At 41.9% G+C, this 22966-nt stretch carries 19 protein-coding genes; 9 read left to right on the top strand and 10 right to left on the bottom strand.

What is annotated here, in order from left to right; genetic code table 11:
• Window positions 1-194: 194 nt before the first annotated feature.
• The 3 genes from K339_RS35695 to K339_RS32400 are packed head-to-tail and all read right to left on the bottom strand — an operon-like array spanning window position 195 to window position 2262.
• On the bottom strand, window positions 195-728 hold the full coding sequence (locus tag K339_RS35695) for a DinB family protein (RefSeq protein WP_028522202.1): 534 nt from the start codon (window positions 726-728) through the stop codon (window positions 195-197).
• 19 nt (window positions 729-747) lie between these two features.
• Window positions 748-1656, bottom strand: a complete 909-nt coding sequence (locus K339_RS32405; protein WP_051397766.1) for an alpha/beta hydrolase family protein — start codon at window positions 1654-1656, stop codon at window positions 748-750.
• A gap of 39 nt (window positions 1657-1695) precedes the next feature.
• Window positions 1696-2262 (bottom strand): TetR/AcrR family transcriptional regulator, encoded by a 567-nt coding sequence (locus K339_RS32400; RefSeq protein ID WP_051397765.1) that lies wholly within the window; start codon window positions 2260-2262, stop codon window positions 1696-1698.
• 323 nt (window positions 2263-2585) lie between these two features.
• Here K339_RS32400 and K339_RS0102535 point away from each other — a divergent pair, with 323 nt between their 5' ends.
• The 6 genes from K339_RS0102535 (at window position 2586) to K339_RS32390 (ending at window position 8610) form a co-directional block, all read left to right on the top strand.
• Window positions 2586-3857 carry a metal-dependent hydrolase family protein gene (locus tag K339_RS0102535; RefSeq protein ID WP_028522201.1) on the top strand — a complete coding sequence of 424 codons (1272 nt, stop codon included), beginning with the start codon at window positions 2586-2588 and terminating at the stop codon, window positions 3855-3857.
• A 177-nt stretch (window positions 3858-4034) separates the two neighbouring features.
• The gene (locus K339_RS0102525; protein ID WP_028522200.1) at window positions 4035-5321 is read left to right on the top strand and encodes a citrate synthase; all 1287 of its coding nucleotides are present in this window, start codon (window positions 4035-4037) and stop codon (window positions 5319-5321) included.
• 243 nt (window positions 5322-5564) lie between these two features.
• A complete protein-coding gene (radA, locus tag K339_RS0102520) occupies window positions 5565-6932 on the top strand; it encodes a DNA repair protein RadA (protein WP_028522199.1) in 1368 nt (455 codons plus the stop codon).
• 18 nt (window positions 6933-6950) lie between these two features.
• The gene (locus K339_RS32395) at window positions 6951-7406 is read left to right on the top strand and encodes a DUF6934 family protein (protein WP_051397764.1); all 456 of its coding nucleotides are present in this window, start codon (window positions 6951-6953) and stop codon (window positions 7404-7406) included.
• On the top strand, window positions 7403-7546 hold the full coding sequence (locus tag K339_RS36935) for a hypothetical protein (RefSeq protein WP_157607452.1): 144 nt from the start codon (window positions 7403-7405) through the stop codon (window positions 7544-7546). Before K339_RS32395 ends, K339_RS36935 begins: the two co-directional genes overlap by 4 nt.
• Window positions 7547-7590: 44 nt before the next feature.
• The gene (locus tag K339_RS32390; protein WP_028522198.1) at window positions 7591-8610 is read left to right on the top strand and encodes a formylglycine-generating enzyme family protein; all 1020 of its coding nucleotides are present in this window, start codon (window positions 7591-7593) and stop codon (window positions 8608-8610) included.
• An 11-nt stretch (window positions 8611-8621) separates the two neighbouring features.
• Here K339_RS32390 and K339_RS0102500 read toward each other — a convergent pair whose 3' ends face one another.
• Complete coding sequence (locus K339_RS0102500) at window positions 8622-9725, bottom strand: glycosyltransferase (protein ID WP_037299053.1); 1104 nt, start codon at window positions 9723-9725, stop codon at window positions 8622-8624.
• A gap of 158 nt (window positions 9726-9883) precedes the next feature.
• Between K339_RS0102500 and K339_RS0102495 the strand changes: the two genes are divergently transcribed.
• On the top strand, window positions 9884-11605 hold the full coding sequence (locus tag K339_RS0102495; protein ID WP_028522196.1) for an alpha-amylase family protein: 1722 nt from the start codon (window positions 9884-9886) through the stop codon (window positions 11603-11605).
• 153 nt (window positions 11606-11758) lie between these two features.
• Here K339_RS0102495 and treF read toward each other — a convergent pair whose 3' ends face one another.
• Both treF and K339_RS0102485 read right to left on the bottom strand, forming a co-directional pair.
• Window positions 11759-13270, bottom strand: a complete 1512-nt coding sequence (gene treF / locus K339_RS0102490; protein WP_051397763.1) for an alpha,alpha-trehalase TreF — start codon at window positions 13268-13270, stop codon at window positions 11759-11761.
• Window positions 13271-13366: 96 nt separating this feature from the next.
• Window positions 13367-14626, bottom strand: coding sequence for an MFS transporter (locus K339_RS0102485; RefSeq protein WP_028522194.1), 1260 nt, complete (start codon window positions 14624-14626; stop codon window positions 13367-13369).
• Between the two features lie 251 nt (window positions 14627-14877).
• On the opposite strand from K339_RS0102485, the gene K339_RS0102480 reads away from it, so the two are divergent.
• Window positions 14878-15729, top strand: a complete 852-nt coding sequence (locus K339_RS0102480; RefSeq protein WP_028522193.1) for an AraC family transcriptional regulator — start codon at window positions 14878-14880, stop codon at window positions 15727-15729.
• A gap of 74 nt (window positions 15730-15803) precedes the next feature.
• Complete coding sequence (gene amaB / locus K339_RS0102475) at window positions 15804-17330, top strand: L-piperidine-6-carboxylate dehydrogenase (protein WP_028522192.1); 1527 nt, start codon at window positions 15804-15806, stop codon at window positions 17328-17330.
• A gap of 437 nt (window positions 17331-17767) precedes the next feature.
• Here the strand turns inward: amaB and K339_RS32385 are convergent, their stop codons facing one another.
• The 4 genes from K339_RS32385 to K339_RS32380 form a co-directional block, all read right to left on the bottom strand.
• Window positions 17768-18193: a hypothetical protein gene (locus K339_RS32385; RefSeq protein WP_051397762.1), complete on the bottom strand. Its 426-nt coding sequence runs from the start codon at window positions 18191-18193 to the stop codon at window positions 17768-17770.
• A gap of 492 nt (window positions 18194-18685) precedes the next feature.
• Entirely contained in the window at window positions 18686-21271 is a 2586-nt protein-coding gene (locus K339_RS0102465; protein ID WP_037299050.1) for an NB-ARC domain-containing protein, read from the bottom strand.
• Between the two features lie 590 nt (window positions 21272-21861).
• Window positions 21862-22515, bottom strand: a complete 654-nt coding sequence (locus tag K339_RS0102460; RefSeq protein WP_028522190.1) for a DUF4145 domain-containing protein — start codon at window positions 22513-22515, stop codon at window positions 21862-21864.
• Window positions 22516-22679: 164 nt separating this feature from the next.
• Window positions 22680-22966: integrase core domain-containing protein (locus K339_RS32380; protein WP_037299048.1), on the bottom strand; the 287-nt coding region annotated here is incomplete at its 5' end.

The following is a 22966-nucleotide window of genomic DNA, read 5'->3' as shown; positions in this document are numbered from 1 at the left end:
AACCTTTTCTTAGAATAGTACAAACCCTCTTCCTTCTTGACTGAAAAATTCAACAGTTGCTTAGTTCAGTACAAATAAATTTTTGCTAAAAATGAAAAGTTCTTTAAATAGTACAACGAAAATAAGAAAAGTACTACATTTAATAATCCTTTTTGCTATCAAAAATGTACAAATTCGCTTTTAGGGCTACTTTTTTAGGCTACTTGTTCCACCCTTTTTTGCATAATTTGATGATGATGAAGGAGATGATAAGCGGTAAAATACAACATTTCTCGGGCAGTAATTAGCCCCAAAAGCGGGTGTGGTATCGGGTACTCGTCCAGTTCTTCTTCCGACCAATTGGCTTCCACCAATTGTAACAGCGTTTGGTGTATTTGCACGAAGTCCGTCAGCAGTTGCTCCTTAGAAGGTGTCGTCGCCAATGGCACAAATGCACCCGTTGCTACACCTCCTCCCCCCAACGCCGCGTCGTAAATCTCTACCATCTGTTCGTACGCTCTTGATGAATGGGGTGCTTTTCCCCATTTGTCAATAAAATACGATTTAGGTGCGCCAAAAAGCCGCGCCAACGGCTGCACCGATAAAATCAAGTGCTGGACATTCTCCGCCACCGACCATACCTCAGGAGCGGGTTTGGCATAAAAAATTTCGGATGTTTGGTTTTCTGAAAACACAACAATCCCTTGGACTCGCTCTTGGAGCAGTCCTTTCAATTCAATTTTGTTCATAAATGCGTTGTTTAACTGTTTACAAATTGACTCTTCGAAGTGCAGGATTATTATAATGATGGTTTTTGGTAGCCATCGCTTCCAAGTCTTGGGTTATTTTTTTCCAAATCGTGTCCTTGAATTTTCTTGAAAATACGCCAAAGTGCCCTAGCTGCTTTACACGGTAGTCCTTGGGCCGAAGGGCTTCATTCATAATATCAGCATTTCGGAAATGTTTCAACAGCGCAGGCACAGTATGCGCGTTGGCAATAGGGTCGTCGGTAGCCCAGTACGATTTGATGGGCAACCTTACTTCATTATAATAATGTTGGGGAATGGTTTTGTCTAAAAAATCAAAGAGGTAATTTTCTGAATTGCACCACGAACGCCACTCCATAATCAAGCCTTTGGGGAGGTCTTCCATCAGTTTCATTCGCTTGGCGGGCAAATACCCCCAGTAAGGAGCCGTCAGCGGCGACAATATATTAAAGAAAAAGAAGGCTTTCAATCGGTATGGAAAGGTCTGACGCCACCACGTACCCGTCGAGCTTGTCAGCAATACCACTCCTTTCAAAATTGCATGATTGGCCATCAGACCTAACAACTGCCCTCCAATGCTATGACCAATCATTAATTTGGGCCAATCGGGGTAACGCTGTTCCAAAAAGGCGAGCACTTCGCTCATGTCTTTGGCCCAATCCTGCATCGTTATGGCCGAAAAAACCTCTTTATCTGCTGGCCTCGACAATCCCATACCTCGGTATTCCCACAAGCACACAATGAATCCTTGTTCGGCGATGAAGCGTGCCAAATTTCCGTAAAACTCTTTGCGCATCCCTGTGCCAATATTAAACTGTACCACCCCTTTGGGCTGGCCTGAATACTCATAAAGAATTGCCGATAAGTCAAAACCGTCGGTGGTTGGGATTGTGAGCGAAATTTCCTTCATTTTCAATAGCTGTGTTAGGTTAATTGGATTTCCTTATCATTAATTCACCGCATCAAATCGGTCAAGGGCGCGTTGAAGCACATCTTGTAAAAAATGGTTATTTTGGGTCAATTTCACCATAATCCATGCTCCTTCGTATTCAACTATGGCCTGTTCGGCCAATTTCTGAGCCGTAGTTGGTTCCCATTTGAAACTATATAAATGCGCCAATGCGCGTAGGTATTCCTCAAAAAACTCCCGCATTTTGGGCAAAAACTCTTGTGTAACTAGGGCAGTTTCTATCGCCATATTTCCCATCAAACAGCCGCCTTCTGTGCTTGCTGCAACATAAATTTGTTTCGCAATCATTTTTTCAAGGCGTTCCCGAGGCATTAATGATTCGTCGTAAGCAATAGCAAAAACCCTTGTGGCAAAATACTGATGCACGGTATCCAATACCTCCAACATGAGCGCATCTTTGCTTGTGAAATAATGGTAAAAACTCCCCTTCTGCAACCCACAGGCCGCTGACAAATCAGACATGCTAGTTCGGTGATACCCTTGTTTTTTAAACAAAAACAGGGCTTGTTTTACAACTTCCTCTTTGGTGACTTTTTGAATGGGCATTTATGGTTGTTTATAGGTACCAACTCTGTCTGACTGTCGTCTGACAGATAACTCTGACCAACTCTGTCAGACGACAGTCAGACAGATACATCTTACAAACGTACTTACGGTCAGACGGTAGTCAGACCGTGTGGTGTACAAAAGTGTAAAAACAATTTTATTTTACCAAACGAACGTTTGGTAAAATTTCAAGACCCCTCTTTTCCCTTCTTAAAAATCACGGCTAACGTTCAGTTTTTAGCTAAATGTTAAAACTTTCAGGTACATTTTGAGGTTATGAATGCAGTTTGACGCCTATTTTTGTAGGATACAAATTAGCAAGCATGTCACTTCATCAACTTAATCGAATCATTTGGGTAATTCTTTTGACGGCTCATTCCGTTGTCGCTCAAAAATCGTATTTACTACGCCCCGACCGCATTTTTGATGGGCAAGAAATCCACGAAAACTGGGTAGTTCTGGTTGTAAACGACAAAATAACCGCCGTCGGGGAAGCCAAATCAATCGTCGTCGCCACCGCATCGCCCAAACCCGAAATCATTGATTTAAAAGGCTGTACGCTACTTCCTGGCTTTATCGAAGGGCATTCCCATTTGTTTTTACACCCCTACAACGAAACAACTTGGGACGACCAAGTGCTCAAAGAAGCACGCTCCCTTCGTACTTCGCGGGCAGTTGTTCACGCCAAAAAAACGTTGATGGCGGGATTTACTACCGTCCGAGATTTGGGAACGGAAGGAGCTGAGTTTGACGACGTTGGCCTAAAACAAGCCATCCAACAAGGGATTATTCCTGGCCCTCGGATGATTATCGCCACCAAAGCCCTGATTGCCACGGGCAGTTACGCGCCCAAAGGTTTCAGTACCGATGTAACCGTACCGCAAGGTGCCGAAGAAGCCGACGGTCGCGACCCGCTTATTCGAGCCGTCCGAAACCAAATCGGGAAAGGCGCCGACGTCATCAAGATTTATGCCGATTATCGGTGGGGTTTGATGGGAGAAGCACGCCCCACGTTCTTGATTGATGAAATCAAACTCATGGTGGAGACCGCCCAAAGCAGCGGCCGCCCCGTGATTGCCCACGCAGGAAGTGCCGAGGGAATGCGACGGGCGATTTTGGGAGGATGCGAAACCCTCGAACACGGCGATGCAGGTACGCCCGAAATCTTTGCGCTGATGAAAGAAAAAGGCGTTGCACTCTGCCCTACCTTGGCCGCAGGCGATGCCATTACCCAATACCGAGGTTGGAAAAAAGGCATTGAACCCGAACCCGAAAGAATCAAAAACAAACGAAAGACGTTTAAAGAAGCCCTAGACGCAGGAGTTACGATTTGTTTCGGGGGCGACGTAGGTGTTTTTACTCACGGAGACAATGCCCGTGAAATGGAAATGATGGTCGATTATGGCATGAAACCCCTCGACGTGCTGCGTTCGGCGACGTCGGTCAACGCCCGCGTTTTCCACCAAGAACAGCTTGGCCAAATCAAAACGGGCTTTTTGGCTGATTTAGTGGCGGTTGAAGGCCGCCCCGACGTTCGGATAAGCGACGTTCGCAATGTCAAATTGGTCATCAAAAATGGTGAAATTCAACATTAGTAAAGGTCTTAGTACCCTACTTTTTTAACGGCACTAGAATTCCGCAAACAACGTATATCAATACTAATTTTGCGAAAAACGTTTAAAAAAAGTAGGTTTTCACTAAGAAAATCCGAAATTTTTTCGGAAAATTGTAGCTTAGTCCAAATCCATCTAATATTCATAAATACCCACTGTATGTCAGATAAAGCACAATTAATAGTAGAAGGAAAAACCTATGAATTTCCTACCATCGAAGGGACGGAAAAAGAAAAAGCCATCGACATCAACACTCTTCGTGATACCACAGGTTATATAACTATTGACAGTGGTTATAAAAACACGGGTGCAACCAAAAGTGCAATTACATTTTTGGACGGAGAAGAAGGGATTTTGCGGTATCGTGGATACTCAATTGAAGAACTTGCGGAAAAAGCTACTTTTTTGGAAGTAGCCTACTTATTAATTTACGGAGAGCTTCCAACGCAAGCCGAATACGAGGCGTTTGAGCATAAAATTCGTATCCATACGATGGTAAACGAAGATATGCGCAGAATTTTCGATGGCTTCCCCGTGAACGCTCACCCAATGGGCGTGTTGTCGTCGTTGGTAAGTGCCATGAGTGCTTTTTACCCCGATTCGTACGACGAAAAAGCCCCTGATAGCACAGAACTCCATATCATTCGTTTGTTGGCCAAATTGCCAACCATCGCGACTTGGTCGTTCAAAAAATCACAAGGCCACCCAGTAAACTATCCTAAGAATGAATTGGACTACTGCTCTAACTTCCTTCACATGATGTTTGCTTTGCCCGTGGAAGATTACAAAGTCGATCCTGTTGTTTCAAAAGCCCTCAACAAATTATTGATTCTCCACGCCGACCACGAGCAAAACTGCTCTACCTCAACGGTTCGTTTGGTAGGTTCTTCAAAAGCCAACATTTATTCGTCTATCTCGGCGGGTATTTGTGCCTTGTGGGGGCCGCTCCACGGCGGTGCAAACCAAGAGGTTATCGAAATGTTGGAAGACATCAAAGCCGACGGTGGTGATGTGGCGAAATACGTGGACATGGCGAAAAACGCAAAAACAAGCGGTTTCCGTTTGTTTGGTTTCGGCCACCGTGTTTACAAAAACTTTGACCCACGTGCCAAAATCATTAAAAAAGCGGCGGATGATGTATTGGCGAAATTGGGCGTAAACGACCCAGTTTTGGAAATCGCCAAAGGCTTGGAAGAAGCTGCCCTTCATGATCCATACTTCGTGAGCCGTCGCTTGTATCCAAACGTTGACTTCTACTCGGGTATCATTTACCGTGCCTTGGGTATTCCTACCAACATGTTTACGGTGATGTTTGCGATTGGTCGTCTTCCTGGCTGGATTGCTCAATGGAAAGAAATGCGTACCAACAAGGAGCCAATTGGCCGCCCACGTCAGATTTACACAGGTGCTACTCCTCGCGATTTTGTTCCAATGAACGAGCGCTAGAACGCCTCCATTTTCATATAAAAAGCGTTGATGGTGGAGTCACTGTCAACGCTTTTTGTTTAGATGATGACTAGAGCGCAAGTTAATCGCAACAATGCCCCAGAGGGGCTAAATCTTAGTAGAAAGAATAACGCAAACTATCCTCAAAGCCCCGTCGGGGTGACATCTTTCTCCGAGCGTTGAAGCCACTTTATTTTAATACGTTTCATCTATCAGTGCAACACAAACCAATTACATTCTTACATGGCAAAAGTAAAAACAGCCTATTTCTGTCAAAATTGTGGACACCAAGCCACTAAATGGATGGGGCGCTGCCCGTCGTGTGGCGAGTGGAACACGCTGGTAGAAGAAGTTATTGAAAAAGAAGATAAAAAAGGGCCGTTAGCCCAATGGAAATCGGTGAGTTTAGCCCCCAAACCGAAAGCTATTAACGAAATAAAATACGAAGAAGAACCTCGAATCGTCACTTCCGATGCCGAGCTTAATCGCGTTTTGGGGGGTGGTATTGTATTGGGTTCATTGGTATTGATTGGAGGCGAGCCTGGCATTGGAAAATCAACGTTGATGCTCCAAATCGCCCTTACGCTTACCCAAAAAGTGTTGTACGTTTCGGGGGAAGAAAGCGAGTCGCAAATTAAAATGCGCGCGGAGCGTTTGAGCAGTAAAAACAACAATTGCTTCATCCTCACCGAAACTTCTACCGATAATATTTTCCGTCAAATCGAAGAATTTGACCCCGATGTCCTTATTATCGACTCTATCCAAACCATGCAATCGTCGCTGATTGAGTCGGGAGCGGGAAGTGTGTCGCAGGTACGTCAATGCGCGGCCGAATTGATGAAATATGCCAAGGAAAGCGGGGTTCCCGTATTTATGATTGGGCATATTACCAAAGATGGAAATTTGGCAGGGCCCAAAACCCTCGAACACATGGTGGACACCGTGCTGCAATTTGAGGGCGACCGCCATACCACTTACCGTATTTTACGTACGACCAAAAACCGTTTTGGAAGTACGTCCGAGTTAGGTATTTATGAAATGTTGGGGTCGGGGCTGCGGCAGGTAACCAACCCTTCCGAAATTTTAATTTCCCAACGGGAAGAGCACCTCAGCGGCATCACGATTGGCTCGATGTTGGAAGGAAATCGTCCCTTAAAGATTGAAATTCAATCGCTTGTGAGTGTCGCCAACTACGGAACGCCCCAACGCAGCAGTACGGGTTTTGACAACAAACGCCTTCAAATGTTGTTGGCCGTACTCGAAAAACGCGGCGGTTTTCGGTTAGGAACGCAAGATGTTTTCCTTAATGTAGCAGGCGGCTTACGCGTCGAAGACCCCGCCATCGACTTGGCAGTCGTTACGTCCCTTGCTTCTTCGTACGAAGATTCTTATGTTCCTCCGTCGATTTGTTTCGCGGGCGAAGTTGGACTCGGAGGTGAAGTACGGGCTGTCAATCGAATCGAAGGGCGCATAGCGGAGGCTGAAAAGCTCGGTTTTAAGAAAATTTATATATCCAAATACAATGTTAAAGGGTTGATTTTCAAAAACTACAACATCCAAATTATCCCCGTTGCCAAACTTGATGAGGTTTTTGGGGAGGTTTTGAGATGAATCAAAGAAATTTAATGAATGCAACATCCATTCTACGAGTTTTCTATCTTAGACAATGCACATAGGTTTGAGTTTGAAAGTATTGGTCCTCGAAAGATTAGAAAATTGGTGTATTTTGACAAAACAGATATACCTAATTTCTATAACCTTTCTCTTGGAGACCAACTTTCAAATGGGAAAGTAAGTTTTATAACTGTTTCGAACAATAGTGATAGGGATAAAGTGATAGCAACTACCATTCAAATCTTGCTTCACTTTTTAAACATATATCCAGATGCCTACGTTTTATTTTCTGGGAATACTCCTGAACGTACTCGGCTATACCAAATCATCATTGTAAGAGAACTAGCTACAAATCAAACAAATCTATGTTTTTGGGGAATGGACGAGGAGGGGAATATTCAACCATTTGAGAAAAATAAATCGTATATTGGCTTTATTATTTCATTTAATAAGAAACTTCCAAACTTATGAAATCGCTCGAAAAACCTATAAAAACGAAGAAAAATGAGGCGTTACCCGAAGCTTTTGATTCAATGAAAGAGCTCTCGAAATTTAAGTACCGTGAGTTAAATAAAAAACTCCACAAGGCATTACAGGGCAAAACTGCTTAATAATTTATGCGCTTTGTTTGTAACCAAACAGGGCTTTCTCACCAATGTCGCACTATTTTTCACTTTATTTTCTTTCGATAGGTTTACTTTTTGCGGGCTGTCAGTCAACGGATGATTCGAATTCGGAACAGCAACAAGAAGAAACAAAAACAGTGGCTCTCAACGAAGCCTTGACGAAAGAACTTGGCTTCCCCCCTACTGTTTTATATTTAGGGCTAGACAAACCTTCGGATACGACGGTCACAGCACCCGCTCAAACCAAAGCCCCCAAAGGGATGGTTTATGTAAAAGGTGGAGTTGTGCAGATTGGGTCAGACGATGGTCATCAGCACGAACGTCCCTCTTTTTGGGCCAAAATAGCCCCTTTTTATATGGATGAACACCCCGTCACGGTGGGCGAATTTCGGGCATTTATAGAAGCGACCAATTATAAAACAGAAGCAGAAAAATTTGGAAACGGCGGTATCATTGATGAATCAACGGGACAACAATGGATTCTGAAAGATGGCGCCAACTGGCATCACCCAATGGGGACAGACTTCCCCGCTGCACCTGATAATCACCCCGTTACGCAAGTTTCTTGGAACGATGCCAATGCCTACGCCAAATGGGCAGGCAAACGCCTTCCTTGCGAAATGGAATGGGAACACGCCGCCCGCAACGCCAACAATAGCCGTACGTTTTACCCTTGGGGTAACGACATTCAGACGGGAGGCAAGTACAATGCCAACATTTGGCAGGGCAAATTTCCCGTCAAAAACTTCAACGAAGACGGCTTCTTTTATACTTCGCCCGTCGGGAAATTTGGTAAAACACCCCTCGGCCTCACCGACATGAGCGGGAATGTTTGGGAATGGCAATCAAACTTAAAATTTAACTACGAAGCATTATTTAGAGTGCCCGTTCGCGAGGGAGATATTTCAGCCGAACGTGCCCAACGCGGCGGCTCATTTTTGTGCGAACCCACTTGGTGTCACGGTTATCGGGTCTCGGGGCGCTCTTCGTCATCGTCCGAAACTAGCCTTTTTCACGTCGGTTTTCGTTGCGTGAAAGATGTGAAATGATATTGCCGTTTCTATTTTTGGTACAATTCTACCAGCTTTTTGGCTTCATTGTCCCAATTGTACTTTTCCTTTATCGCATTACGGCCACTCTCTCCCATTTTTTTTAAATTTTCGGGCTTTTCGATACACCTAATTAGCTGTTCTGCCAACGCATCCGAATCATACGGATTGACACAAAACCCACACTGATTTTCATTGACGACATTTGTTAACAACGGCAAATCGGACGTGATGACGGGTAATGCCAAGGCCATGTAATCAAACAATTTGGTGGGGTAGGAATCAACATAATCGCCAACGGGCTTGAGCAGTGCGATACCCGCCAATGCCTCACGGGCGTACACAAACGCCTCTGATTGAGTTCGGTAACCGTAAAAAATCAGATTTTCTTTTACTTCTTGATACCCTTCTAATTGGGTCAAGTTAGGGATACGTACGGGGCCAAACAACTGAACACGAACCGAGGGATATTTCTTTTTGACGACCAAAATTGATTTTACAAGCGTATCAAAAGCCCGTTCGATACTTATGACACCTGCATAAAAAAAAGTAGGTTGGTCAAGATTTGGAACGGGTGGCGGTGCCGAAAGCCAGTGCGAAGCAGCAAAATTGTGCACTACCGCGGAGGGTTTCGTGAGGTTGTGGTATTCATTGAGGTAAGCGTCTTCGGTAAAAACAAGCTTGAAGCGCTTTCGGGCACGTTGGTCAAAAAACTGAAAAAGACGCACCCAAAGCCAGCCACGGTTGTACGTTTTGAGAGGAATTTTTTTGTATAAATTTTCCTGTACTTCGTAAATCACCTCTGCTCCAAGCCACTGAAAAACAAAGGCTAATGGCAATAATTCGGCCACAAAAATATGAACAAATTGCGGGCGGGTTCTCAGAAAATGAAGCAATATTACGGGTTGAGCCACCAATACCCTTTGCCAAATCCGTTTAAAAAAGGGAAACCGAACGTTCAAAAATTCATCCGAATCAGACTGCTCGGGCAAAAGTACCTGCACTTCAAAATGCTGCTTTAAACTTGACGCAATTTTCCCCACAATCCGAGGGTCGGTGGCGGGATGAACCGTACTTACTAAAAGAACACGCGGAGGGGAAGTGACGTCTTGCATCTTGCAAATATGCGTGAATCCGCCTATTTTTGAAAAAAGAACCTTTTTTTACTAACCTATGATCAATGAAAGCACTCACCAAAACCATCTTGGGGGTGGTTGCTGTAGCATCAACTTTTCAATCACTTGCCCAGCCTTCACCTAAATTTTCACCACGTATGTCTTTACCCACCTCTGACAAAATTGTAGTTTATCAAATTTACACGCGCCTCTTTGGCAACCTAAAAACCACCAACAAATTTTACGGAAGTCGCGACGAAAACGGCGTTGGCAAATTCAACGACATTACTGACAAAGCCCTTACCTCGCTCAAAAAATTTGGCATTTCACACGTTTGGTTTACGGGCGTCATCGAGCACGCCACCATGACCGACTATTCGGCCTTTGATATCCCAAAAGACAACCCATACGTGGTCAAAGGAATTGCGGGTTCGCCCTATGCCATCAAAGATTATTACGACGTCAATCCCGATTTGGCCGTTGATGTTCCGAATCGAATGAAGGAATTTGAAGCCCTCGTCGAGCGGTCACACAAAGCCGATTTGAAGGTAATTATCGACTGCGTCCCCAACCACGTTGCGCGGCAGTATCATTCGGACGTCAAGCCCAAAGGCGTCAAAGATTTTGGAGAAGATGACAACAAAAACGTTCCTTTTGACCCTCAAAACAACTTCTATTACCTCCCCAATCAAGCGTTTCAAGTACCCGACAATGTCCCGATTCCACCTGGTGTTGAGGCGTTTCCTTACGTCGAAAATCCTGCTAAAGCTACTGGAAACGACGTTTTTGCGGCAAAACCTAGCATCAACGACTGGTTTGAAACCATTAAATTGAACTATGGGGTTGATTACCTCAATGGCCGCCAAAAGCACTTTGACCCCATTCCAAGCACTTGGCTCAAAATGCGCGATATTTTGCTGTATTGGGCAGGCAAAGGTGTCGATGGTTTTCGGTGCGACATGGCCGAAATGGTGCCTTTTGAGTTTTGGGGATGGGTGATTCCTGAAGTAAAAAAAGTCTATCCAAATCAAATATTCATTGCCGAAATCTACAATCCTGCCGAATACCACAATTATCTTTTCAACGGAAAATTTGACTACCTCTACGACAAAGTAGGTCTGTACGACTCGCTCCGCCGACTGATGGAAGGTCACGGGCATACGGGCGACATCACGCGCGTTTGGCAAAACGAATCGGGGAATTTTAGCAATCGGATGCTTCGTTTCCTCGAAAATCACGACGAACAACGGATTGCGTCGAAGTATTTTGCCAAAAATCCGTCTTATGCCATTCCTGCCATGGTCGTTTCGGCGACGCTCCACACGGGGCCATTGATGCTTTATTTTGGCCAAGAAGTAGGGGTAACGCCAACCGTTGCCGAAGGTTTCTCGGGCGAAGATGGACGTACCACGATGTTCGACTACTGGGGCGTACCCGAATACCAAGCCTGGGTCAACGGTGGGAAATTTGACGGCGGGAAGCTTTCGTCCGAACAAAAAACACTGCGTAAGTTTTACCAAGATTTGTTGAAATTGACCAACACTTCGGACGCGATTCGAAACGGGGCGTTTTATGATTTGCAATACGCAAACGGTCAAACTGCGGGTTACAACAGCGCCAAAATGTACACCTACCTGCGCCATACCGACAAACAAAAACTCTTGATTGTCTGCAACTTTGATTTACAACAAGGCGCAAAAGCAACCATTCAACTACCCGCTCACGCGTGGGAAACGATGGGGCTTTCGGCAACAGGAAATTATACGTTAAAAGAAATATTTATGCACTCCGAAATACTAACAGTAGAAGCCCAAAAAGGTGTTTCGGTAGAGATGGCTCCCAACAGCGTACGGATTTTTGAAATCAAAAAAGCGAAATAAGTATTGTATTACCTCATCCCAACCCTTCTCCTGAAAGGAGAAGGGCTTTTTTTAAGCTATTCACTAGAAGAAATTCATCTACTTAGATAAAGCTCTGCTTCATTGCCACTCTCTCATTGATTAGACTTTCCAAGTTTTGAAAACTTGGAAAGTCTAACCTAGTTCCTGCTTCATTTTCAAGTAAACGCCATTGGTCCAGCCAAAGCCATCTTGGTTGGGGTACTCGCCTCCTTGGGCCGATAGCTCGTCCGTTTGGACGTTGTATTTTTCCATGAGTTTACCCGTTTTTTGGTAGTATGACTCACAGTTTTTTGTCCAATTTTTCGCAATCTTATCGGCAACTTCGATAAGGCCGTAGCGTTTTGCTCCCGCGTAGGCCATCCATTGCAAAGGAGCCCAGCCATTGGGGGCATCCCACTGCTGAGGAGTGGTTTGTAAAGTGGTGATTAAACCTCCTGTTTTTAAGAATTTTTCTTCTAATTGACTCGCTACCAATTTCGCCTGTTCGGACGTAGCCACCCCAAAAAACAACGGAAAGGTAGAAGCTAAGGTTAAATGAACGGAAGGAACTTGTTCTACCCAATTGTAATCCACATAAAACGCCTGCGAATCATCCCAACAATACGTTTGGATGGCCGATGCTCGTTGTGCTGCCAATGCCGCGACTTCCTCTGCTTTGACAAGATTGTTTTGCAAACGATAAGCCCGCTCAAGCGATTGTTCTAAAAACAAAAGAAGGCAATTCAGGTCAACGGGAAGCAAATCGGTGGTGTGAATGGTCGTCATGTGTTGGCCCTCTTTAAACCAACGACTGCTAAAATCCCAGCCCGATTCGGCTGCCGCCCGCACGTGCCGATAAACTGTTTCGGGCAAAGAATGAGACGCTTCATGCGCCAATTCAACATCCTCTTTGTAGGCTTCGGGACGGGGTAAGGCATTGTCATCCCAATACCGATTCAGCACGACACCGTTTGGCAAGATTATTCGCCGAAAACTAGCTTCCAACTCCTCATTTTCTTCCTTCATCCAAAACGAATATTCTTTCTCCAGTTGCGGCAAATAACGCTTCCACACTTCCTCCCCTTTTTCTTCGGCCAGCAAAGAAACCATCAACGCAAAAAAAGGCGGCTGCGAACGCCCAAGGTAATACGTTCGGTTACCGTTGGGAATAAAACCCACCTGATCAATCAAATAGGCAAAATTATTGACCATCGCCTCAACCAAGTCAATCCGCCTTGAAACTTGTAACCCCAACATGGTGAAATACGAGTCCCAGTAATATACCTCTCGGAAGCGTCCACCAGGCACAACATACGAATAAGGCAACGTAATCAAGGTTCCGCCCGTATCTTGCGGCTGTCGTGTCAAAACCGTCCACAAGTCTTCAATATGCTGTTTGATGGGTTTGGAAGCGTCGTTATAATATCCCGTTGGCTGCTCGGTAGGAAGCAAAAAATGCGCCTTTACAAAACTGGCTAAATCGAACGAAGGTGTCTGTTTTTGAATCAGATACGCCTCAACAATCTGTTCGACAGGTTCTTTAGCTACGGCATCCATAAACGTTTTAGAATCCGAAAATAGCGCACTTTGTTGAACATCTTCATACAAATCGCCCAATGATTCGGCCAACAAAAAACCTGATTTTTGTGCTTCTGAAATAGTCATCTTACAACGTTATTTTGGTATATTCTGACCCTCCCGAAAGTTTTGAACTTTCGGGAGGGGAAAATTCGACACTCTACCCTCTCCCTTCGACACTCCTCAATGCCCCGCTCCCGCTCCGCTAATATCAACTGAGCTAGTTGAGCCTTGCAGACGGCTAAAGAAAAACAGCGCGATGGTCAAAATGCTGATGGGTAAAAGAGAAAAATAGAAGGCGGTTTGTCCCCCGTAATGTTCAAATACGTAACCTGTTATGAGCGAGCCCGTTGTCCCTCCCAGCGCCGAAAAAATCACAATCAATCCCGACATAATTCCGTGCTGTTTGACGGGTAACGAGCTTAAAATAAGTGAATTGATGGCAGGATAAATAGGTGCTAAAAACAACCCAATCATCGGAAAAATAAAAGCCGCCACGGGCGCATTTCCCCAGCCCGTTACAGCCGACGTATCTACACCTTCTGCCAGCGGTAGGGCTATCAGTACCAAGCCCGCCGAAATCACTAAGCAGCCAACTAGCACCACCATCCAGTTGAGTCTTTTTAGCACAACGCCTGCCAAAAAACGCCCCAATGCCGTGGCAATCGCCAATAAGCTCGCCATTTGAATGCTCAAAGTTGCTGGCAGTTTTAGTACTTTATTATTGAAAGTCGGTAGCCAACTCATGATGCTTTGCTCAATCAAAACGTAGGTAAACGCACAAATCACAAACACCAACACCAGCGGCAAGATGACCAAGCGCAGCATTTCGGCAAAATCCTCAAAGACAGGCTTATCGCTATCGACTTTCAACGATGACTCATCCAAAGGAGTCGTTAGTAGAAGCAAGAAAGCCACCAGCGCAATCCCACCAAGCATATAGTACACATTGAGCCAAGCCGTGGGGGTGGATTCGTCCATAAAACTGGTAAAAATAAAGTAGCCAGTTAATATCCCAATCATAAAGAAAGACTCAATGAAATTCATGAGGCTGATGTGCTCTTTTTTATCGGCTGTCACCAAGCCAATCGTACCATAGACCGACACTTTGATGAGCGCAAAACCTGCACCTGCAACGGCAAAAAGGAGTTTTGTCATGCCAAACGAATGAATGGTGGGCATTAAAAAACAAATCAACGCATTGCCCCCCAAAGCAATCAACATGGCACGTTTGTATCCCAATCGGTTAATATAAGAAGCAACAATAAACGAAACGGCCGCAATGGTCAAATCTTTGAAAGCTTCGAGCACCGAGGCCGAAGTTTCGGATACACCATAGGTGCGTTGGACTTGCAAAATCACCGTTCCTACGCTATTGAGCAAAATGGCAAAAACGAAATAATTTAGAAAAATCGACAGCTTAACTTTCCAGTACGATTGCATTTAGAGAATTGGTTATGGTTAGACGTTTAAGGGTCGAGCGACAATAGAACGAAAATCGGTGGGAAAAAAGGAAGGGGAGCGGTTGAAAGCGCTCCCCTTTCATCATAGGTGAGTGAGATAAAGCCAAGTCCAATTTTTTCACAACAAAATTCAACTTTATTTTGAAATAAAAATAGGCTTCTATTGTTCAATTTTTATCCTGTATTAAGAATCTTTTCCTTATTTTTACCAAAAATAGCTTAACACAGGGTATGAAAACTGAATACGAAATAGTCCAACCCGACGAAGGGAGCTCTTTCCGAATCATTCACAACGTTGTTTTGCCTGAGCTTTTTCGATGGCAATACCACTACCACCCAGAGTACGAAATCGTCAGTGTTTTTAGCGGTTCGGGACGGCGGCACGTGGGGACGCACATTAGCCAGTACGAAGACGGTGATTTGGTATTTATCGGCCCCAATTTACCCCATTCGGGCTTTGGGCAGGAAGCCATTGGCACCCACGAAGAAATTGTGGTTCAACTTAAAGAGAGTTTTTGGGGCGAACAGTTTCTCGAAATGCCCGAAATGACGCCTATCCGTCAGTTGTTTGCGCGCTCGAAGCAGGGTGTATGTTTTCACGGCGACACCAAAGTTCGCGTGCAAAAGCGGCTCAAAAAATTGCTCTCACTGTCGCCGTTTGAACGGCTGATGGAGTTGATCCAAATTCTCCACCTGTTGGCGCATACCGAAGAGTATTCCCTGCTGAACATGGAAGGATTGAAGCTCGAAATGAATTCAAAAGACGAGGCGCGGCTGAATCGTATTCTTAAATACGTAGAAGAAAATTACCAAAAACCCATTGATATTCAAGAAGTTGCTTCGGTGGCTCACTTGGCCGTTCCTTCGTTTTGTCATTATTTCAAAAAAATGATGAACCTTACTTTTACCGATTTTATGAATCAATACCGTGTCAATCAAGCTTGTCGTTTGTTGGCTACCGATAAAAGCATCACCGACGTAAGTTTTGAATGTGGATTTGGCAACATTGCATATTTTAATCGCGTCTTCAAAGCCCATAAAAACCAAAGCCCTTCGACGTACCGAAAAGCACTACTTCAATAGTAAATTATTGTACATTTGCTTCGGAAACTTCATCAATCATCCAAAAATCAACCGTTTCGACGGCCTTAACTTACATGCAAGACATTCTTAACGCACTCCGCATCGCGGAATCTAATCATGGTATCAGTACGGGTTTAGCCACTTGGGCGGGACAAGGCGAAGAAATCGCTTCGTACTCACCCGTTGATGGTAAACTTATTGGAAAAGTACAATCAGCAAATCGCCAAGACTACGACACCGTCGTGGGACAAGCCCAAGAAGCTTTTAAAACCTGGCGGCTTGTTCCCGCCCCAAAACGCGGCGAAATTGTGCGCCAAATGGGGGAACAGTTCAGAAAATACAAAACAGAATTAGGAACGCTCGTCAGCTACGAAATGGGGAAAAGCCTCCAAGAAGGACTTGGCGAAGTACAAGAGATTATCGACATCTGCGACTTTGCCGTGGGACTTTCACGCCAATTATACGGCCTGACGATGCACAGCGAACGCCCCGCCCACCGCATGTATGAGCAATGGCACCCGCTGGGTATCGTTGGCATTATTTCGGCCTTCAATTTTCCCGTGGCCGTTTGGTCGTGGAATACCATGCTTGCGTGGATCTGCGGCGATGTCTGCGTGTGGAAACCTTCCGAAAAAACGCCTTTGACGGCCATCGCTTGTCAGCACATCATTCAGGAGGTATTGAAAGCCAACGACGTTCCCGAAGGAGTTTCGGGGCTGATTGTGGGTGGCCGTGAAGTAGGCGAATGGCTCTCGCACGACGAGCGCATTCCGCTCGTATCGGCAACGGGAAGCACGCGTATGGGCAAAGCCGTGGGACAAGCCGTGGGCGGGCGTTTGGGACGCAGTTTGTTGGAACTAGGCGGCAACAACGCCATTATTGTGTCACAACACGCCGACCTCCCGTTGGCCATTCCTGCCATTGTTTTTGGAGCAGTAGGCACCGCAGGGCAGCGCTGCACCTCCACTCGCCGCCTGATTATTCACGAAAGCATTTATGAAGACGTTAAGAATCAACTGGTTAAAGCCTATGGACAGCTTCGTATCGGAAATCCATTGGACGCTCATAACCACGTCGGGCCTTTGATTGACGAAGCCGCCGTCCAAAGTTATCAGTCGGCCGTAGCGCAAGTGGGAGCCTTGGGCGGGACGTTTGCGGTAGAACCTCACGTCTTAACGGGCGATGACTTCAGTTCGGGATGTTATGTAAAGCCGTGCGTTGCGGAAGTCGAAAACCATTGGCCCGTTGTCCAACACGAGACCTTTGCGCCAATTCTTTATTTGATAAAATACAAAACGCTCGACGAAGCCATTGCCCTACAAAACGGTGTTCCTCAGGGGCTTTCATCGGCTATTTTCACCTTGCACTTGCGCGAAGCCGAGCAGTTTTTGAGCCATGCGGGTTCGGATTGCGGCATTGCCAACGTCAACATCGGCACTTCGGGAGCGGAAATTGGGGGAGCTTTTGGGGGTGAAAAAGAAACGGGCGGCGGCCGCGAATCGGGCTCAGATGCGTGGAAAGCCTACATGCGCCGCCAAACCAATACCCTCAACTACGGCACGACCTTGCCCCTAGCCCAAGGGATCAAATTTGAGCTTTAGGTTTCGATAATACAGCTTTCAGAACTTTCATACATACACGAGACGGGCGGGATTTTAGGGTTCTGCCCGTTTTTTGTGGGGCTATTTTGGGTAGAAAGTTACGGGGAGATTAAGGGAGAATTTCTAACCCAAAGCATTGATACAATTTTTGTAAGACATTGATTACAACGGTATTAAATTGAAAATTTTTACATAATGCGTAAGTTGGACTCGCAAGATTTGGAATACCCGCTAATAAAAAGTCGCATGAAAATTTGAGTAATAACTAAGCTAAAACTAAGAGTTTTGAAATTTGGAGCAAAGATAAAATGCCAATTTTCATAGTGAGATTCTGTCGCCAAAATGTTTGAAGCACCCTTGAATTATAACATAAAGTGTGTTTGTCGCTCGAAAATTGGCATACCAATAAAAAGCCAACCGCAACGGCGGCCGCAGATTTACTTCTCGACTGAAAGTTGATTGATTAAATCCTCATTTAGTCCTGTTGAATCTGCAATTTGTGTAACTGTTAAAACTCCCAAAGCGAGCAACTTTTTTGCTGTTTCCATTTGAACAGATAAGATTTTTTTATTTTCATTTTTAACCGCCAAAGCATTAGCTGAAAGTGTCATTTCATACGCTAATTTTTGCTCGGGTGTCATATTTCGTAAATCAACTTCCGAAATAGCTTTTTTGAGCCATTCTTCGTTCCAAAATTCAGGAAACTGTGATGCTTCGGTAACAGTATGTAAGTTTTTCATCGTAAATAACAGTTTATCTAAATCGTTTTCAATTTCATTTTCTTGTTTTACAAACTTATCTAATTCTACTGTTACATCGGATAGGATTGAGATAAATCTACCGTTGTCGTTTGCTATATCCATACGGTAAAGTTACACAAAATCACGAGTTTATGAAAGCAGTAAAAATAGAAGAAAAAGAGGTGACTTATGGCTTTCAACCAAAAGCATTGAGGCGACTTAAATTGACGTTAACTCACTAATCATTAAACACTTACCTTTAATTAATGGGTATATTGAGCTCCTAAAATGGTGAAGTACTAATTCATCTTTTATGTCCCCAGGCAACACACACTCTATGATGTTAAAACTAAGATGTTTATTGCTGAAAACCAAACTTGAATACCAATTTTTGCTCTGATTGAATGTCACAGGAAAATTTGCAGACCCCTTGTATAAGTCAAAAGAAGTTTCCTGCCCACCATGAAAACAGCAAGCCTTTAATTAAATACCCAAGTGCTTGCTTGTCGAAAAATAGCTAAATCTGTTAAACTATTTTAGAAGTACACGTAAACTTGATTCAAAACAAAGCAGAAAGTATAGTAATCTTGATTAAAATAATAATTCATTATTCAGCTACGAACTTATACTCAATCGATTATTTAGCTTTTGACAATAATGATTGTTTGGGTCAATTTTTAACCCTTTCTCAACATAAGTCAAAGCTTCATCTGGCATATCATGATTTACTAAAAGCCATGCTAATCTTGAGTAATCAGTAGAGCTACCCTCTGAAATTCTACTTTTCATTACCTCGATAACTCTGTCTAAAAGCAGTTTTTTGTAATCAACTTGTTTTGCTTCTGGGTGATTTTTGAAATAATTATTTATTCTATTTGAAGCATCACTAATATATGTAAAATCCACTTTTGGCAATAAAATTAACTCTGATAGTGCAAAACTTTCCCCATCCCAATCTTTTGTTAATTTACAAATATCTGCTAATTTCAACCATACCTTAGTTTTTTCTGAATAACTATTTGGTGTTTTTAGATATTCACGGAGATAATATTTGACTTTATCATAATCTTCAAATTCTTCACAAACATCTGCAATAATTAGGTAGGCTTTTGGAAATTTTGTTGCTAAATATTCTAATGTTGGAAGTTCTTTTACAAATTTATCTAATGAATCTGTTCTTTTTGCTACTGCTGTAATTTTTCTTTCAATTTTAGACATCAAGCCAATACTAATTCCGCTATGGCTTGTAGCTCCAAATTCTAATAACAATTTTCTGTCATCGTAAACTTTTATCTTTTCGGGATAAACCTCTAACTCTGCTTTTCCGAAAAGGGATGCTGCTAAAGGTACATTGATAAAACCTTCTTTTTCTTCATTGATTATATCAATAAAGGAACTTTTCATAAGTTCATCAATTGCATTCTGTATATCCATTTTTTCATTTTCAGGCCTCCAAAGAACTGCCTCAACTGCGATAACTGGAACAAATGAGTTCCAACTACATAATGTAAGGAATACTCTCTTTGCTGATGGAGAAAGTGCGTTGAATGTTCTTTTGAACAAAGCTGTTAAAATTTTTTCCTGCTCTGCGACAATTCTTTGGATTTTTAAAATCTTTCTTGTTTTAGATACTTCTCCTAACAATATTTTAATAATATATGGATGTCCATCTGATTCGGATATTAGTTGTTCAACATATTGTTCATTTATTAAATTAGAAATATTTAATCTATTACTTGTTAAGTCAATTAGATTTCTACACTCATTTTCATTCATTCCTCCAACTTCAATTGGATAATCTGCTTTAAAATTTTTACTAATACGAGAAGTGATAAGGACTTTATTGGGATTTCTTATATATGTGTTTATCCATTCAAACACTTCTATTGGATTGGTTACTGTTTCAAAATTATCAAATATATATAAGGCTTTTCCAAGACTATTTTTCACTAATTCTTTTGAAAAATAGTCAAGTTTGTCTTTTATTTCTGTTTGGGAATATACTAAATTACAATATTCAGCAGCTATATCTTTTTGATTTAATACTTTTGTCTGTACCTGTTTAGGCCCCTCCATCAGTAAATCAATATCTCTGGCACTAAACCAAATAATCAAATTAAATCTTTCAATTTTAGTAATGTTTTTTACAACGTTAAGTGCTAATGAAGTTTTACCTACTCCACCCTTACCTAATAACGTGATTATGGGAAATCGGTCTTCTTCATTCAAAACTCTGAATAATTCAGCTTCTAACAAAGGTCTATCTACATACTCATCAATTGAGTTTGGTAGATTTGTAAAACAATTACCAATTACGCTTAACTCATTTCCTCCTTCTGTATGACTACTCGGAAGTTGAGTAAAGGGCTGTAAATATTCATTTGCATTTTGTATTATTCTTTGGTCACTCGAATATGATATACATTCGTACGTTTCTCCTTTTAAATTTCCATTGGTAATAAAAAATTCAGTTAATTCTGGATTTGAAAAGAATAAATTTACTTTTCTTAAATTATTTAAATAGCAATAAATACCATCTTCGAAGGAGTGGAATGTTTCACTTTTCAAAAAGTCAAAGTGTCCAGTTTTTTCATTAATATATGATACACGATATTTGCCTGAGTAGTTTCTATGTAAGTATGCCCAAGGTCTTTTGAATGCTGTAAAATTATCTATTATAAGTTTTATTGATTTTTCTAAAAGTGGTGATGCTTGTGTGCAAGGTTCTATGGTTGTTGCGCCATGACCTTTTGTCTTATTTCTTAAGTATGTGAAATTAGAAAACCAATTTCTTAAAGCACTTTTGGTTTGTAAGTTATTATTACTATCAATATTAAAAATTTTAAATGTCTCAAAAAGTAGTTTTTGGGACTCATATTGCCAATCTCCTTCTGTTGCTCTATATGTTAATTCTTTTAACTCAAATTCACGAATTACTGATGATAAAAGTTGTGCTGGTGGCCCTGTAAGAATTTCATCAATTGAACGAGCAAAATCACCTATTGCATTTGCCCTTACAAGATTATATTCTTGTCTATATCTTGTTCTTTCGTTATCATCAATAATTGAAGCTACTAAAAATAGATTAATTATCTTTGTCAAAGACTCTCCTAATAGCAATAAGTCATAAAAGTATGCTAAATCTGAATCATTTTTCGAGGAATCCAACCTCGAGTTCATTTCTGTAAATGGTTTGAACATAAATCTACTAATTCAGTTAAATTATAAATACGTGTGTTTAAGTTTTATTATAGAAATCGATTTTAATATAATATTAGGACAAAGTTCAATATAATATTTTTAAAAACCAAGTTTAATTGCTGAAAGAAATTATACAATTGATTATTCTCTTCTAACAACCAGCATTGTGACGGCTTTGGAGCAACTTTAGGTTCAACTTATTAACTATTAGATTTTTAGATAGTACTTAACGTTGAAGAAAATAAACTTTCGACCGATTTAATATATTATCGAAAGACGCCTAAGCGAGACAGTCAACCCAATCCTATCAACTTGATTGCTAAAAGTAAATGTACATCAAAAAAAACAAATGAGTTGAATAAAATTTTGAAAATTGGCAAAAACGCCAGTCAGATAACTTATCACCAACCCACTTTGCAAGCTAAAAAACTACTACGCGAACTAAAATACTTACTCGTTGCAACAAATAAGAGTTTTTGAAGTTTTAAAAAACTTAGCAGATTATACCCAATCGAAAACACCTATAATCTTGAAATTATAAACTATTAATGCAGCATGCGAATTAAAAACTCACAACGAGAATATTATTATTATTCAGGCATATCATCTTCAAATGACTCTGTTAATATCTCAGCTTCAATCCAGTGTAATGTTAAATCAATTAATTTTTTTAAATCGCCAAGTGTCTTACCTTCCCATTTTCTAACATAGTGAGTTTCATCATTTCCTAACCAAACCGCTCTTTTTGCAACAGACTTAATTTTATCATCACTTACATAATCCCCTATACATTGTGCCAACATTTTCTTTTCTATTCTTTCTTGTTCTAATGGAAAAAGCCTAATAGCGTAATCTTTTATTAAAAACTCTAATGCTTTTCTATAACCAACACCACATATTTCGAAAAGTCCTTGTTGTTCAGCGGAAAAAGATTGATTGTATATTTTAGTGAAAGATATAGAAAGCGTTTCAATAGTTTCAGTAAACCTTCTTCCAATTAATGTTCCTTGAGAAACTTGCCCAGTAAAGTCATAATGGTCAAGACTAGTATGTATGTAATACCCAATGAATGTTGAAAAACAATTATTGTCTGGACAAGCCATAAACACTTGTAATTTTTTTTTATCATTCAATCTATAACCATAAAATACTTGGGGTCTTATAGATTTATGACAATACGGACATTTTGAAGGAAGGTCAAAAAAATCTACATGTCCGTAATTAGTTTGAAGTTGTATTTTCATTTTTTGTTTTTCCAACGTGTTATTAGACGAAATTAGTCTTCACTAGTATACACTGCCAATGAGCAGCATCTCGCGTAGCAACAACTATTGACAGTTTACTGCTACTTCCAAAAGTGTGCTAACCGCTAATTATTGGACACGTAAATGATAGAAAGTTAGAGACTTCAAGCACAGATTTTTGTCTTATTTTGAGTTAAATTTTTCATGTCAATGTTATGTTTGAGCAAATACTTGTAAGGGCTTTGAAAGTTGATTCCTCCATGTATTCTCTCGAAATTATAAAAACTTCTAAATTCCTCCAATGTTTCTCGAGCTTGCTTCAAATCGTCAAATTCAAACCTCTGACATACAGAGCTTTCCATGATGGAATGGTAGGCTTCGATGTGCGCATCTTGTTGGGGTGTTGCAGGTTTTGTGAATTCTTGTTTGACTTGTTTATCTCGAAAATATT

The sequence above is a fragment of the Runella limosa DSM 17973 genome (genome assembly GCF_000482465.1).
Taxonomy (GTDB): Bacteria; Bacteroidota; Bacteroidia; order Cytophagales; family Spirosomataceae; genus Runella; species Runella limosa.
The sequence above is the reverse complement of the archived record's forward strand: the minus strand, read 5'-3'. Positions and strand labels throughout refer to the sequence as shown.

Coding starts and splice junctions, on each gene's coding strand:
- K339_RS0102500 (WP_037299053.1), bottom strand. CDS start 9,725: ATGCAAGACGTCACTTCCCCTCCGCGTGTTCTTTTAGTAAGTACGGTT.
- K339_RS35695 (WP_028522202.1), bottom strand. CDS start 728: ATGAACAAAATTGAATTGAAAGGACTGCTCCAAGAGCGAGTCCAAGGG.
- amaB (WP_028522192.1), top strand. CDS start 15,804: ATGCAAGACATTCTTAACGCACTCCGCATCGCGGAATCTAATCATGGT.
- K339_RS0102495 (WP_028522196.1), top strand. CDS start 9,884: ATGTCTTTACCCACCTCTGACAAAATTGTAGTTTATCAAATTTACACG.
- treF (WP_051397763.1), bottom strand. CDS start 13,270: ATGACTATTTCAGAAGCACAAAAATCAGGTTTTTTGTTGGCCGAATCA.
- K339_RS32405 (WP_051397766.1), bottom strand. CDS start 1,656: ATGAAGGAAATTTCGCTCACAATCCCAACCACCGACGGTTTTGACTTA.
- K339_RS0102535 (WP_028522201.1), top strand. CDS start 2,586: ATGTCACTTCATCAACTTAATCGAATCATTTGGGTAATTCTTTTGACG.
- radA (WP_028522199.1), top strand. CDS start 5,565: ATGGCAAAAGTAAAAACAGCCTATTTCTGTCAAAATTGTGGACACCAA.
- K339_RS0102460 (WP_028522190.1), bottom strand. CDS start 22,515: ATGAAAATACAACTTCAAACTAATTACGGACATGTAGATTTTTTTGAC.
- K339_RS0102480 (WP_028522193.1), top strand. CDS start 14,878: ATGAAAACTGAATACGAAATAGTCCAACCCGACGAAGGGAGCTCTTTC.
- K339_RS36935 (WP_157607452.1), top strand. CDS start 7,403: ATGAAATCGCTCGAAAAACCTATAAAAACGAAGAAAAATGAGGCGTTA.
- K339_RS0102485 (WP_028522194.1), bottom strand. CDS start 14,626: ATGCAATCGTACTGGAAAGTTAAGCTGTCGATTTTTCTAAATTATTTC.
- K339_RS32400 (WP_051397765.1), bottom strand. CDS start 2,262: ATGCCCATTCAAAAAGTCACCAAAGAGGAAGTTGTAAAACAAGCCCTG.
- K339_RS32385 (WP_051397762.1), bottom strand. CDS start 18,193: ATGGATATAGCAAACGACAACGGTAGATTTATCTCAATCCTATCCGAT.
- K339_RS32395 (WP_051397764.1), top strand. CDS start 6,951: ATGCAACATCCATTCTACGAGTTTTCTATCTTAGACAATGCACATAGG.
- K339_RS0102525 (WP_028522200.1), top strand. CDS start 4,035: ATGTCAGATAAAGCACAATTAATAGTAGAAGGAAAAACCTATGAATTT.
- K339_RS32390 (WP_028522198.1), top strand. CDS start 7,591: ATGTCGCACTATTTTTCACTTTATTTTCTTTCGATAGGTTTACTTTTT.
- K339_RS0102465 (WP_037299050.1), bottom strand. CDS start 21,271: ATGTTCAAACCATTTACAGAAATGAACTCGAGGTTGGATTCCTCGAAA.